The 13,586-nt window shown below is 37.4% G+C and carries 12 protein-coding genes and 4 tRNA genes; 7 read left to right on the top strand and 9 right to left on the bottom strand.

What is annotated here, in order from left to right; all coding sequences use genetic code 11:
• Positions 1–20: 20 nt before the first annotated feature.
• Positions 21–1,040: a beta-N-acetylhexosaminidase gene (nagZ, locus tag RGQ13_RS06595; RefSeq protein ID WP_348392766.1), complete on the bottom strand. Its 1,020-nt coding sequence runs from the start codon at positions 1,038–1,040 to the stop codon at positions 21–23.
• A gap of 3 nt (positions 1,041–1,043) precedes the next feature.
• On the bottom strand, positions 1,044–1,673 hold the full coding sequence (locus RGQ13_RS06590; RefSeq protein WP_348392765.1) for a TetR/AcrR family transcriptional regulator: 630 nt from the start codon (positions 1,671–1,673) through the stop codon (positions 1,044–1,046).
• 353 nt (positions 1,674–2,026) lie between these two features.
• Between RGQ13_RS06590 and RGQ13_RS06585 the strand changes: the two genes are divergently transcribed.
• The 4 genes from RGQ13_RS06585 to hpf all read left to right on the top strand — a co-directional run bounded on the left by RGQ13_RS06585 (position 2,027) and on the right by hpf (position 5,264).
• On the top strand, positions 2,027–3,862 hold the full coding sequence (locus RGQ13_RS06585) for a M2 family metallopeptidase (RefSeq protein WP_348392764.1): 1,836 nt from the start codon (positions 2,027–2,029) through the stop codon (positions 3,860–3,862).
• A 160-nt stretch (positions 3,863–4,022) separates the two neighbouring features.
• Positions 4,023–4,223 carry a DUF4250 domain-containing protein gene (locus RGQ13_RS06580; RefSeq protein ID WP_348392763.1) on the top strand — a complete coding sequence of 67 codons (201 nt, stop codon included), beginning with the start codon at positions 4,023–4,025 and terminating at the stop codon, positions 4,221–4,223.
• Between the two features lie 21 nt (positions 4,224–4,244).
• Complete coding sequence (locus RGQ13_RS06575) at positions 4,245–4,721, top strand: VOC family protein (RefSeq protein WP_348392762.1); 477 nt, start codon at positions 4,245–4,247, stop codon at positions 4,719–4,721.
• 207 nt (positions 4,722–4,928) lie between these two features.
• Positions 4,929–5,264, top strand: a complete 336-nt coding sequence (gene hpf / locus RGQ13_RS06570) for a ribosome hibernation-promoting factor, HPF/YfiA family (RefSeq protein ID WP_348392761.1) — start codon at positions 4,929–4,931, stop codon at positions 5,262–5,264.
• A 119-nt stretch (positions 5,265–5,383) separates the two neighbouring features.
• Here hpf and RGQ13_RS06565 read toward each other — a convergent pair whose 3' ends face one another.
• Positions 5,384–6,373, bottom strand: a complete 990-nt coding sequence (locus RGQ13_RS06565; protein WP_348392760.1) for a helix-turn-helix domain-containing protein — start codon at positions 6,371–6,373, stop codon at positions 5,384–5,386.
• A gap of 199 nt (positions 6,374–6,572) precedes the next feature.
• Here RGQ13_RS06565 and RGQ13_RS06560 point away from each other — a divergent pair, with 199 nt between their 5' ends.
• On the top strand, positions 6,573–8,012 hold the full coding sequence (locus tag RGQ13_RS06560) for a metal-dependent hydrolase family protein (RefSeq protein ID WP_348392759.1): 1,440 nt from the start codon (positions 6,573–6,575) through the stop codon (positions 8,010–8,012).
• Positions 8,013–8,242: 230 nt separating this feature from the next.
• Here RGQ13_RS06560 and RGQ13_RS06555 read toward each other — a convergent pair whose 3' ends face one another.
• Entirely contained in the window at positions 8,243–9,568 is a 1,326-nt protein-coding gene (locus RGQ13_RS06555) for a DEAD/DEAH box helicase (protein ID WP_348392758.1), read from the bottom strand.
• A 125-nt stretch (positions 9,569–9,693) separates the two neighbouring features.
• A complete protein-coding gene (gene gltX, locus RGQ13_RS06550; protein WP_348392757.1) occupies positions 9,694–11,106 on the bottom strand; it encodes a glutamate--tRNA ligase in 1,413 nt (470 codons plus the stop codon).
• A 234-nt stretch (positions 11,107–11,340) separates the two neighbouring features.
• Here gltX and RGQ13_RS06545 point away from each other — a divergent pair, with 234 nt between their 5' ends.
• Positions 11,341–11,655, top strand: coding sequence for a 2Fe-2S iron-sulfur cluster-binding protein (locus RGQ13_RS06545; protein WP_348392756.1), 315 nt, complete (start codon positions 11,341–11,343; stop codon positions 11,653–11,655).
• Positions 11,656–12,167: 512 nt separating this feature from the next.
• Here RGQ13_RS06545 and RGQ13_RS06540 read toward each other — a convergent pair.
• The 4 genes from RGQ13_RS06540 to RGQ13_RS06525 form a co-directional block, all read right to left on the bottom strand.
• A tRNA-Val gene (locus RGQ13_RS06540) sits at positions 12,168–12,243 on the bottom strand.
• Positions 12,244–12,267: 24 nt separating this feature from the next.
• Positions 12,268–12,343 (bottom strand) — tRNA-Val (locus tag RGQ13_RS06535).
• 30 nt (positions 12,344–12,373) lie between these two features.
• Positions 12,374–12,449: transfer RNA gene (locus tag RGQ13_RS06530), tRNA-Val, on the bottom strand.
• A 28-nt stretch (positions 12,450–12,477) separates the two neighbouring features.
• Positions 12,478–12,553, bottom strand: a tRNA-Val gene (locus RGQ13_RS06525).
• Positions 12,554–13,034: 481 nt separating this feature from the next.
• Here RGQ13_RS06525 and RGQ13_RS06520 point away from each other — a divergent pair.
• Positions 13,035–13,400, top strand: a complete 366-nt coding sequence (locus RGQ13_RS06520; RefSeq protein WP_348392755.1) for a DUF3718 domain-containing protein — start codon at positions 13,035–13,037, stop codon at positions 13,398–13,400.
• The last annotated feature ends 186 nt before the right edge of the window (positions 13,401–13,586 follow it).

Genomic DNA, 13,586 nt, shown 5'->3' with positions numbered 1-13,586 from the left:
AGATACTTTATGTATTTGGATTAAAACAGATATTGCTGACTTTTTTGCCACTCAGGGTCAAGCTTGAGCTGTGCAAAATTATACTTCGATTGATTTAACATTGATTGTACGCGAGCAATGCTTATTGCACGGTTTGGAATGTTTGCTTTATCAATCGCTTCAATAGCACCATTTCTATCATTACAAACAAGTAGCATGTCACACCCAGCCTCATAGGCAGCTTCACAACGCTCTGCATACCCCCCTGCTGTTGTAGCTCCCTGCATTGATAAGTCATCACTAAAAATGACACCTTCAAAACCTAACTGTTCTCTTAAAACTGTTTGCAGCCAGAAAGGTGAAAAGCCTACAGGCAAAGCGTCAACTTGAGGATAAATAACATGAGCAGGCATTAACGCATCAACTTGGTTGTGTTGAATAAGATTTTTAAATACAAGCATATCGTGGGAAAAAATATCTTGTTTCGCCCGGTTATCAACAGGCATGGCAATATGAGAATCTTCCTTAACACTGCCATGGCCAGGAAAGTGCTTCCCTGTCGCTTTCATGCCTGCAAGTTTCATCCCTTTGATAAATTCATTTGCTAAACTAGTAACAACATCCGGATCTTTATGAAAGCCCCTATCACCAATAACATCGCTAATATCATCAATATCTAACACTGGCGCAAAACTTATATCAATACCAACACTTTGCACTTCAACTGCCATTAAATAGCCCATATGTAGTGCTATGTTTGACGCAACTGATATTACATTTTCATTAGACGCAATAGTATTCGCATGTTGGTAGATTTTGCCCATTGCTGGAATTTTAGAAAAGCCTTCTCTGAAGCGTTGCACTCGCCCGCCTTCATGATCAACTGCAATCAAAAGGTTAGGGTTAACTGATTTTATGCTTTTATTGAGCGCAATGAGTTGCTCAATAGATTCAAAGTTGCGACTAAATAAAATTAATCCACCTACTTTGGGATGGGCAATAACGTCTCTATCGTCAGCAGTTAACGATGTGCCATGCACATCTATCATTAATGATGACATAAATTATGCTTTACTGATTGGTGCGCCAACACCCGCAGCAACATAAGGAATAATGCGGCGGATCACACCCGCAACATCCACTTCTTCATCAAAATCATTCTGAGCAATATCGATAAGAGCGCCAGTTGAAGACATAGTGAATACCGCCGTGCCCATAGTAAAATGTAGGCGCCAAAATATATCTTCTGTAGATAATTCTGGATAAGCTCTATGCACTGCAGCAACAAAGTTATCCAAAATATCAGGGTAAGTAGTAGTAATAAACCAACGTAAAAAACCTTGGCTATCGGTATAACTGCGCCCTAATAATTGTAAGAAAGTACTGGTACCATTTTCTCTAAAATCATTAAGAGTAAGTAATGGTTCAATAAAAGCGGTAAATACCTGCTCTAACGTTGGCTGTTCAGCTTGTTCATTTACCTTGGTTAACGCACTAACCAATATTGGTGATAATTGATCAAGGTAGCGTTTCATAAGCGCTTTAATTAATTCTTTTTTAGAGCCAAAATGGTAATTAACCGCAGCTAAATTCACCTCAGCATCGCTAGTAATTTCTCTAAGCGAAGTGGTCGCGAAGCCCTTTTCAGCGAAAAGCAGCTCCGCAGCATTTAAAATCTTTGTTTTTGTGTTCATAACGGGTGCCGTTGGTAATTTTTTATTATAGTTTTCATTACTATTTAAACGTTCGTTTAAAATGACAGGAAGCAATAAAAGTGTCAAGTAACAACTCACTTATAGAGAAATAAAACAGGATTAAGTATATCGATTTATAAATTCAAAATTAATATAAAAATATCGTTTAAAAAACGAGCTATTTTGATGTTTTCTACCATAATTAACTTATATAAAAGTTCTCCCTGGACCCATAAGTTCGATCTGTCAATTGGCTGTGGGTCTCTTTTTTTGTTCTTCCCGCTCGTTTCTAATATACTCGCTACTTCACTATACTAAACAACATAAAATAATTAGAAAATAATAGAGTCCCTATGAAATCATTTAAACTTACCAGTGCAGCACTAATAGTAGCTGCAGCAATTGCAACAACAGGTTGCGAACAAAATACTAGCACCACCACGGCAGCGCCGGTTAAGGCAACATATACCGTTGCTGACGTAAATAAATTCCTTACAGCAACAGCTGAAGAACTTGATCAATTAATTAATGAAGGTTCAAAAGTTGAATGGATTTACCAAAACTTTATTACCGACGATACCGCAGCACTATCAGCTGCAGCCGCGCAAGAATATTCTGAAGCTGGTGTTCGCTTCGCCCTACAAGCAGCTAAATTTGATAATGTTGAAGTAAGCCCTGAGCAACGCCGTAAATTAAACATTTTAAAACAAGCCTTGGTATTACCGGCACCACAAGATTCAGCCAAAAGCGCCGAGCTTGCTAAAATTGCCGCAGACTTAGGTGGTATGTACGGTAAAGGCACTTACACTAATGCTAAAGGTGAAAAGCAAAGTTTAGGTCAACTGTCGGCTGTAATGGCTGAATCTCGAGACTACAGCGAATTATTAGAAGCCTGGCAAGGCTGGCGTACAATTAGTCCAGAAATGAAGCCATTATTTGTTCGAGAAGTAGAACTCGCCAACGAAGGTGCACAAGGTTTAGGTTACCCTGATTTAGGTGCAATGTGGCGTTCAAATTACGATATGCCTGCTGATGAATTTGCCAACGAATTAGATCGTTTATGGGAACAAGTAAAGCCCTTATATGATGCTTTACATTGTCATGTACGTGCAGAGCTTGGTGAGCATTATGGTGAAGACAAAGTACCACAAGATGAAGCTATTCCTGCACACCTTCTTGGTAATATGTGGGCGCAAAGTTGGGGCAATGTATACGACTTAGTTGCACCTGAAAATGCCGATCCTGGCTATTCAGTAACAGACCAGTTAATTAAGCATGAATATAGCGAAATTGATATGGTTAAAGGCGCTGAAAACTTCTTCACTTCATTAGGTTTTGAAGAATTACCAGAAACATTCTGGGAGCGTTCATTATTCACCAAGCCAGAAGATCGCGATGTGGTTTGTCATGCTTCAGCTTGGAACCTTGATTCACAAGACGATATTCGTATTAAAATGTGTATTCAAAAAACCGGTGAAGAGTTCTCTACTATTCACCATGAGTTAGGACATAACTTCTACCAACGCGCGTATAAAGACCAGTCAGTGTTTTTCCAAAACAGCGCTAACGATGGTTTCCATGAAGCAATTGGCGATACTATAGCCTTGTCTGTAACGCCAGCTTACCTGAAAGAAATCGGCTTAATTGATACCATTCCTGATGAATCGAAAGATATTGGTTTATTAATGAAAATGGCATTAGAAAAAATTGCCTTTATTCCATTTGGATTATTAGTTGATCAATGGCGTTGGAAAGTATTTAACGGTGAAATCACTCCTGAAAACTACAATACTGCTTGGTGGGAATTAAGAGAAAAATACCAAGGTGTTAAAGCGCCTATTGCCCGCTCGGCTACTGACTTTGACCCAGGTTCAAAATATCATGTACCTGGCAATGTACCTTATTCACGTTACTTTTTAGCACACATACTACAATTTGAATTCCACAAATCGTTATGTGAAGTAGCTGGTAACGAAGGTTCAATTAATCGTTGTTCAATTTACAACAATAAAGAAGCCGGAGCCAAGCTAAACCAAGTATTAGAAATGGGTGCAAGCCAAACATGGCAAGAAGCTCATAAAGTACTTACCGGCACTGAGCAAATGGACGCAAGTGCGGTTTTAGATTACTTTGCACCACTTAAAGTATGGCTTGACGAGAAAAACCAAGACCGTCAATGTGGTTTTTAATAACTAGTTAAAAGTTAAGACTAATTAATAAAGCGTAGGCCGTAAGGTTTGCGCTTTTTTCATTTTAACGTCCGAATAAATTCTGTATTCGCACGTTAATTCACCTCCCCACTCTTTGTACTATAATTAAATTAACACTGTCCTCATCTAGTGGTGGCTTATGGAAATAAATAATTTATTAACCATTGAAAGTGCGATTGTACTTGGAATTATTAATGAACGATTACGCATTGAATGTAACAGTTACCAACAATTGCTTTCTCGCTATGAATTGGAAGAAGGATCACTGAACCATAAAATGGCTTTACTAGGTTATCAATACGATCCTTCATCAAATCAATTTAAAGATATTCCAATTTGATTAACTAACGGCAAAAACGCAATGGCTATCACACTCACCCATATTGCTTTACACGTAAAAGACTTAGATGCCTGCGTAGCGTTTTATCAAAAGTATGCTGATTTAAAAATTGTCAGAGATCGTCGTCCCAATGGACCCGATGGAAAACGTATTGTCTGGCTAGCCGAAGAAGGCAGAGAAGAAACCTTTATTCTGATCATATTGCCAGAAGGCCCTGGCAGAAACCAACAAGACAATGATTTTTCCCACTTAGGTTTTGCCTTAGAAACTAAAGATGATGTTGACGATATTGCCTTAAGAGCAATAAATGAGGGTATTCTTGCTTGGCCTTGTAAACAAGAGCCCTTTCCAGTTGGTTACTATTGTGGCATTAAAGATCCAGACGGAAACTTTGTAGAATTTAGCTACGGTCAACCTTTAGGACCAGGGGCAGAAAAAAGTAACCCTGACAGCTTACCGGTGAATACTTTATGGGACCATATCTATAAAGATGATTAGTAATTATACAATAAATATTTTCCATTTAAGTTTTGAACAAATATTAGTGAACAACTAATATATTGAAAATAAAAGAGAAATAAAAAATAATTTATTTTAAATCAATTTTTTTTGTAATTGCACTTGTAAGAATTCAAAGTTAGCCCCATGCTTATATTAAGGATGCAGTTTGAGTATCCTTTTCAATAACAATTTGGAGACGTATATATGAAAATAAATATTTCTGGTCATCATGTAGAGATTACCGACGCAATTGTAGATGTTATTAATAGCAAATATGAAAAAATCGCAAATCATTTCCCTAGTTTAATGTCCCTTGACGCAATACTAACCGTAGACAAAAACGCCCACAAAATTGAAATCAATACCAACTATGAAAATCAAAAAGTAGCAGTGTCTGCTACCGATGATGACATGTATGTTGCCATAGGCAATTCAGTTAAAAAGATGGAAGCAGCCCTTCAACACCGAAAAGGTGTTTTAAAGGCTAATCTGCACAATAAATTTAATGTGAAGCAATCAGAGTTGGTGGCTAACGCTTAACCAAACATATGTAGAATAGAAGATCTCTCCCCAGAAAGTAATTCTATTCTACTTTACCTAAACCAATAAGAGCTCGTATGAGCTCTTATTGGTTTAAACATAACAGAACTAATGATTAATTAGTATTTATCAGCCTTACGAAATTGCAACGGTGTTTGCCCTTGCCAACTCTTATACGCTCGGCAAAAATTACCATCATCTTGATAACCCAGTATTAGCGCTATATCACTTACCGATTTATCTGATCCCTCTAGCAACTGATTAGCTTTATTGTTTTTATCTTCATTAATCAGTTTTTTTAACTGTGTATTTTCTTCAGCTAATACTCGTTGCAATGTACGCAAATTCATTCGCACGGTTTGAGCAATAATTACTGCACTAGGGTTAATACCAAAATAGTTTTGCTTTAATAATTGTTTTAATAACAAAGTATGCTTTTTAGGAACAACTTTCCCCTTTGTTATAGTAACCAGTTTTGATGGCCAAACATCAATCTTAGCTAGAAATTTGTTTTCGATGGCAATTGCTGAGTATTTATTATTAAATAAATATTCACAGTCTAAACTTGATAAAAAACAAGTCGAAATTTCAGCACTAGACGTTTTTAGCTTTATCTTTTTAGGAGCCCACTCTGTTCCTAAGTAACGTTTTAATAAATAAATCAAAAAGCATAAAACAAATTTCTCCATTTGCCAGTCGCCTGTTTCAATTCCAGGGGTGCCACTACGACAAAGCCATGAGTACTGTTCATCATGCTTTAACCAAAATGCAGGCATATTCGAATGTTTGTTAACTGAGCCTAAATAATACTGTAAGCCTTGGTAAATATCACTTTGATTGAAAAAACCTACGTCTATTTTAGAAAAATAATTTTTGTTAAAGGTATCTGCAACCAACTCGCCGAAATTGCTTAGGTTTAACTCTTCTGCGGACAAAGCCATTAATTGCCATAAAGGATACTCCAAAATAATAAAGTCATCTTTAAGGCATTGCCCTCTGTTTAATCCAACTTGAGATAACAAAATGTTAGTTGGCGCATTTAGGCTATCTAAGGTTTCAATTATAACTTTTAGGTAAACCGCCTTCGCTGCAAATAATTTGTTGTTCATTCAATAACCTATAAACATTTAATATTTAAAAACTTTCTTTTTTACGTCGTATTATGACAATTTCATCAACAAAAAAATAATACTCTACTACAATTACCTTAGATTTAAGAAATAATTTAAATTTTATATAAATCAACTAGTTTAGAGTTAATTCTAAATATTAACTATCCCATTTGAAGTGATCAGGAAGAACTTTATTATGAAAAAACACGTAATCAAATTTAAAATGTCGGCAATCGCTCTTTTAAGCGCTGTAAGTATGACCTCAGCTATTGCTGCCGGTGGTGGTAGCAGTGCTGCAGAGCCTAGTTTGTTTCCCGAGCGTACAAATACATTATTTACTAATGTAAATGTATTCAATGGCACCGAGAATAAACTATATGAAGGGCTGAACGTATTAGTCGAAGGTAATAAAGTAACTAAAATCACTGCAGATAATATTACCTCTGATGGAGCAACTGTTATTGAAGGCAATGGCAAAACCTTAATGCCAGGCTTAATCGATGGGCATGCTCACTTAATGATTAGTGCTCATTTCAACAGTGTAGAAAAGGATATGGATTTAACTGATATGGCTTACCGAGCTACTTTAGTATCTAAACGTGCGTTAATGGACGGTTTTACAACTGTGAGAGATATGGGCGGCCCTGCAATGGGTTTAATGCGCAACATTAACGATGGTCATGTGATCGGTCCTCGTATTTTCCCTTCAGGTACATTTATTTCGCAAACATCAGGTCACGGCGATTTTAGAGATCGAAATGATGCAGGGTTCTCACCTTCAACTGCTGGAGATTTATCTAATTTTGAACGTATGGGCATAGGTGCAGTTGCTGATGGTGTGCCAGAGGCATTAAAAGCAGCCCGTACAAATTTAAGAAATGGCGCTACGCAAATAAAAATTATGGCTGGTGGTGGTGGTTCATCACGTTTTGACCCTATTGATACAGTTCAATTTTCTAAAGAAGAAACCTGTGCAATTGTTGAAGCGGCAAAAGATTGGAATACCTATGTTGGGGCTCATGTATTTAATGACAGAGCAATGAATCGATTAATGGATTGTGGTGTTAAATCTTTCGAACATGGCTTCTTTATGAATGACGAAACTATGCAACGCATATCAAAAGAAGGTGTTTATGTGGTTCCACAAATGTGGGGATTATCACCTGATTTGGCGAAAAACCCATTAATGCCAGCAGATAAATTGCCTATGGTTGCAAAGCTGCAAGAAATGTTTGGTGATTACGGTGAGCGCTTATTGAAAAATAACGTAAAGGTTGTATTTGCTTCCGATTATGTTGGCGTTCATATGGATGCAGAGCGTGCACGCCGTTATGAGATTTGGTGGCGTACACAAGCGTTTGGCAGTAATTTTGAAGTGTTAAAACAAATGACTTCTACAGCAGGTGAACTAATGGCGCTTTCGGGTCCTCGCAACCCTTATGCAGCGGCAGGTAAGTTAGGTGTTGTTGAAGTAGGCGCTGCAGCTGATTTATTACTAGTTGATGGGAACCCACTAGAAGATGTTTCAGTGATTGGTGCAACTGATAAGTGGTTTGGTGCCGATCCTGTATATAAAGACATTACTACTATTAACGTTGTGATGAAAGATGGTTATGTTTATAAAAATAATCTTTAAAAACAATAAGTAAAATAAGAGGGGCAAATTTATAATTGCCCCTCTTACTACGTTGAAAAAGATGATTACTTTGCACCAGAATGGATGATTGGTTTTAGTATTACACCGGTGGTAGAAAACAAATTATTAGCTTGGTTTAAATCTTAATACTAAATTAGGTAAAAAAAATCCCTTGAGTTAGAAACAACTTCAAGGGATTTTTTGTTTATAATTATTTAATGGAGTTGGTATTAGTCATCGCTTTCAACATAGCTTCCAGGCTTTTTACGTACCATAGGCATATCGCCAAAGTCTTCATCAGTAAAGACAATTTTCTTCTTCACTTTCGGTTGAGACACTTTCTTTTTAGCTTTATTAGCTTTCGTTTTATTGTCAGCTTTTGCTTTAGCCTTCACTTTAGGTTTTAAGCCTTTAAATTTAGCCGCTAAGCCTTCAACAATAGAAAACTCAATATCTTGTTGTAATAACGCTTTAATATTTAAATAACTTTGCCAATCTTTAGGTCCAACAAACGACATTGCATTACCTTTAGAGCCGGCTCTACCAGTACGGCCAACACGGTGAATATATTCTTCTGCATGTTTAGGTAAATCAAAGTTAATAACGTGCGAAACATTAACTAAATCTAAACCACGTGAAGCTAAATCAGTTGTTACCAGTATTTTATTTTGCCCTTTCGAGAATGCTTCCATAACACGGTTACGTTCACTCTGTGCTAAATCGCCACTTAAAGCTACAGCGTTTAATTGCTTATCATTTAACTCTTTTGCCAATCGTTCTGTGTCAACTCTGGTTGCGGTAAAGATGATCATTTGTTGATAATCTTCGTTAGCAATGAAACTTTCAAGTAACGCTTGTTTATGATCTAAATGATCTGATAAATAAAAACGTTGAGTAATGTCTTTGTGCTCACTGGTGATGGCACCAATGGCAATTCGCTTAGGCTTCTTCAATAAGTCTTTGGCAAATTCTTCTACTTGTCCATGTTCTAATGTTGCTGAAAACATTAATGTTTGGCGTTTACGGTGATTTGCCGCTTCATTAATTTGCTTTAGTTGCGGGGCAAAGCCTAAATCAAGCATACGATCAGCTTCATCAAGTATTAATAGCTCTAAACCATTTAAATAAAATAAACCTTTTGATAAATGATCTGCTAACCGACCGGGAGTCGCTACAATAAAATCAGGATTTTTATCTAACACTTTAACTTGGTCATTAAAATTTTCGCCACCAAGTATAAGTGCACAGTTATATTGCGTACTTGCTGAAACCGCCTTTAAGTGAGCAAACACTTGCTTGGCTAATTCGCGCGTTGGCGTAAGAATTAATACTCGGGGATCTTTTTTAGATAAGGCACGGTTTTTAATTAAACGCTGCAAAGCAGGTAATAAAAACGCTAAGGTTTTACCCGAGCCAGTTTTTGACGATGCAATAATATCTTGTCCTGTCATTGCTGCAGGGATCGCTTGCTGTTGAATATCGGTAGGCTTTTCAAAGCCCATATGTTCAACCGCTCTTAATAAACGACTGTCTAGATTAAATTGTGCAAATGCCAAAAATGTTTCTCCAAAATTTTGTAAAAATAAAGCTACACGATTAAGTGTAGCTTAATAAACAAGCTGTAAGCTTCTAGCTTCTAGCTTCTAGCTTCAAGCTTTCTATCTTTCTAGCTTCAAGCTGTTTACGAATTAGCTACACGCTCATCAATAAATGCAATTGCTTTATCAATACGTACAACAACCTGATCTTGCTGTAATAACGCTAACGTTTCGTCTAGCGATGGTGAGTTACCAGCACCAGTAGCAGCAACGCGTAGTGGCATACCAACTTTCCCCATGCCAACTTCAAGCTCTTCAGCAGTAGCGTTAATCGCGTTATGAATTGCTTCGGCAGTCCAATCAGTTAAACCTGCTAATTTACTTTGCACAAGTACAAGAGGGTCTTTTGCTACACCACGTAAATGTTTCTTTGCCGCTTTTTCATCAAATTCTGAATACTCTTCATAGAAATAACGTGATATTTGCGCCATTTCTTTTAAGGTTTTAACACGGTCCGCTTGTACTTTAACAATTTCGCTTAATGCTGGACCATTGTCAGTATTAATGCCCTGCTCATTCATGTGCCAAGTTAAGTGCTCTGCAACATACTCTGGGTCTAAAGACTTCATGTAATGTTGGTTTACCCAAATTAACTTGTCAGTATTAAACGCTGACGGTGCACGGTTACAACCGGTTAAATCAAACAACTCGATCATTTCTTCACGAGAGAAAATTTCTTGGTCGCCATGTGACCAACCTAAACGCACTAAATAGTTTAATAGTGCTTCAGGTAAGTAACCATCATCGCGGTATTGCATTACACCAACTGCGCCATGACGTTTTGATAAACGTTTGCCATCATCCCCCAAGATCATAGGAATGTGTGCATATTCAGGTAACGGAGCACCTAAAGCATTTAAAATATTAATTTGACGCGGAGTATTGTTTACATGGTCATCACCACGTACAACATGAGTAATTTTCATATCCCAGTCATCAACAACAACAGTTAAGTTATACGTTGGTGAACCGTCTGAGCGAGCAATAATTAAATCATCTAGCTCACTGTTAGATATTTCGATATCGCCTTTTACGATATCTTTAATTATTACTGAACCTTCCAGCGGGTTTCTAAAACGAATAACGTACGGCTTATCTTCAGGGTAATCGGTACGGTCACGCCATAAACCATTGTAGCGAGGTTTTTCGCCAGCAGCTTTAAGCTCTTCGCGCATTACATCTACTTCTTCAGCTGTACAGTAACAACGATAAGCATGACCAGTATCAAGTAATTGTTGAATAACTTCTTTGTAACGATCAAAACAATGAGTTTGAAAAAACGGACCACGATTCCAGTCTAGGTTTAACCAGTTCATGCCGTCCATAATTGCATCTACCGATTCTTGCGTAGAACGCTCTAAATCAGTGTCTTCTATACGAAGCACAAAGTCACCACCATTTTTCTTGGCGTATAACCAGCTATAAAGGGCTGTACGGGCACCACCTACATGAAGGTAGCCAGTTGGACTCGGCGCAAAACGGGTCGTTAATGTCATAGTATTCTCGCTAAAAAGTGTTTGATTGTATTACTGAAGTAGAAAATAAAATCGAACAAATAAGTACATAAAAAATTGTCGCGTATTTTAACAGCTTAAGCGGTTAAAAACACCTGCTATTTATTAACTGAATACGCCCTATATTATGCTTGCAAATTGTTCTGCAGCTTTTAACCAGTAATGAAAATTTTAATTACTTATAATGCCTGTATATATATTAGATTGGAGACTTTTATGGGTCATGTAACGTTTATCGAAACCTGTGGCACAGTACACGAAGTTGAAATAGCCAAAGGCAACACTCTTCTAGACGGCGCAATAAAAAATAACATTCCAGGTATGCCTGGAGCGTGTGGCGGCGATGCTGTGTGTGCAACATGTCATTGTACGGTTGAAGATGAGTGGCTAAATAAACTCCCCGAGATGAGTGAAGATGAATACTTCATGTTGCAATCAATGGATAATCATCAACCAAATTCACGTTTAGGCTGTCAGGTTAGAATGAAAGATGATTTGGATGGCATGATAGTTATCGTACAAGATAATTAGAATCAATTAATGAAAGAATAATTATAATAATAAAAGCAGCGAAAAACTTTAGGCATCTTTTGGGTGCCTTTTTTGTGTCTGAAGATTAGCGGGCGATGCTCTGCCAACTTGTAAAGTTAAATTTCAGACACGCAAAAAAATCCGAATAATATCGAATAACTTGAAAAATAAGATGATGGTAAAACTAAGAAATGGTGGACGGCTCTTGTGCTGTGGGCTCGAACCAGTGACCCTTGTGCACTTGTATTAGCGGGCGATGCTCTCCCAACTTGTAAAGTAAATTTCAGACATGCAAAAAAATCCGAATAATATCGAACAACTTGAAAAATAAGATGATGGTAAAACTAAGAAATGGTGGACGGCTCTTGTGCTGTGGGCTCGAACCAGTGACCCTTGTGCACTTGTATTAGCGGGCGATGCTCTCCCAACTTGTAAAGTAAATTTCAGACATGCAAAAAAATCCGAATAATATCGAATAACTTGAAAAATAAGATGATGGTAGAAATAAGAAATGGTGGACGATACTGGGCTCGAACCAGTGACCCTCGCCTTGTAAGGGCGATGCTCTCCCAACTGAGCTAATCGTCCGGGGTCTTCTGACATTTTACTTGATGGTGGACGATACTGGGCTCGAACCAGTGACCCTCGCCTTGTAAGGGCGATGCTCTCCCAACTGAGCTAATCGTCCATCAAGTAAAAGTTTTGAATTAAAATTGAATGGTGGACGATACTGGGCTCGAACCAGTGACCCTCGCCTTGTAAGGGCGATGCTCTCCCAACTGAGCTAATCGTCCAAACAATTTCAAATCAAATTACAAAGAATGGTGGACGATACTGGGCTCGAACCAGTGACCCTCGCCTTGTAAGGGCGATGCTCTCCCAACTGAGCTAATCGTCCAGTCTTTGTGGTTGCGTATTATAGGGATAGCTAAAAAACTGTCAACACTAAGTTGCCATTATTTTGTGATTATTTGTTTAAATGCTGTTTTTTAGTACAAATTGTTTACCTACTCAGCAAAACATCCTTCATTAATTTGCATATTTGAGTAAAAGGTTCAAAAAATAATGCTAAAGAATAATTAATATTACCGCTGAATGTAAATGTTTATTTTTTGTTAACAACAAATATTCAACTTTAATTCGTCACTAATCCTCATTAATTCAACATTTAACAGTATCGACTTAGTTAAGATTCAAATATGTCGCCGACATACTTTGTTACACCCTTATGAAAAATTAATGCAACCAAAAGTGACTTTCATCCCGTCTATATAATTAGAACATCAATAATGGCAGTAAATTTTAATTAATAACGTCCGAATGAATTAGTCCTTCGGAGATAACGTCCGAATAAATTCGAACCAACTAGGAAGAGAATCATGAAAACATTAACTACAGTAACCACTACCCTTTTATTAGCTGGCGCAAGCCTTGTAAGTTTCAACAGCTCAGCAGCCCCTATGAGTTCATATATGGAAGACGCATTAGTTGAAACATGTAAAGCAGCAGCAAGTAATAAAACACTTCGTTTATCAAAAACATTAAAAGCTTATCGTTTAAGTGAAAAAACAGTAGCCCTAGGCGTTGTTTGTAATGGTGAAGATATTATTACTTTTGCACAAAACCATGGAGCTAATAAAACGGCAGACCATATGGCAGAAAGCATCGGCTCAGCAAGCATTACAGACTTAGCTGCAATTGAACTTGTTACTTATGAAGTTAGCTTTATTACAAGCCCTGAGTAATATCTATATTGAGTTAGAACAAACTTCCTGGAATTGGATCTGATCTGTTTTTCTCAAGGATGTTATATTTGCGGAAACACCATGGATGGAAATGTTTCTGTCAATCAATTGTAATTCCTGTTTAATAAAAGCGCTTTACTTATAATAAGGCGCTTTTTGTTTCTAATGAAATCTATTTTATGAGTA

Origin of the sequence: Thalassotalea psychrophila (assembly GCF_031583595.1) — a bacterium.
Classification (GTDB): Bacteria; Pseudomonadota; Gammaproteobacteria; order Enterobacterales; family Alteromonadaceae; genus Thalassotalea_A; species Thalassotalea_A psychrophila.
This window is presented reverse-complemented; position numbering and strand designations above follow the sequence as displayed.